Annotated in this window: 1 protein-coding gene; it reads left to right on the top strand. The window is 59.1% G+C overall.

The features are described 5' to 3' along the window. Positions 1-214, top strand: a 214-nt coding sequence (locus KJQ96_RS39365; protein WP_213291258.1) for a hypothetical protein, incomplete at its 5' end; no start/stop codon positions are given. Positions 215-252 lie beyond the last annotated feature (38 nt).

Raw genomic sequence — 252 nt, forward strand, 5'->3', positions numbered from 1 at the left:
GCTTACCTCGGTACAATTGAGCTCGGCGCGCGCGCACTTTAACGTTGGCGCGTCGAGGCAGGATGCATATCGATTGAACTACCGGCGCAGCGCACGATTGTTCCTCCCGGTCGTCGGCGCCACCTGCCTCGTCACCTCGGTCAGCTTTGGTACCTTAGCAGCGTGCAGGCAAGCCTTTAGCGAATGCTCGCTCGATCGGCGTGCCCTTAAATGAGAGTCCAGTGTCTGATGACACCGTCCGATAGAATCGCG

Origin of the sequence: Bradyrhizobium sp. sGM-13 (genome assembly GCF_018398875.1) — a bacterium.
GTDB lineage: Bacteria > Pseudomonadota > Alphaproteobacteria > Rhizobiales > Xanthobacteraceae > Bradyrhizobium.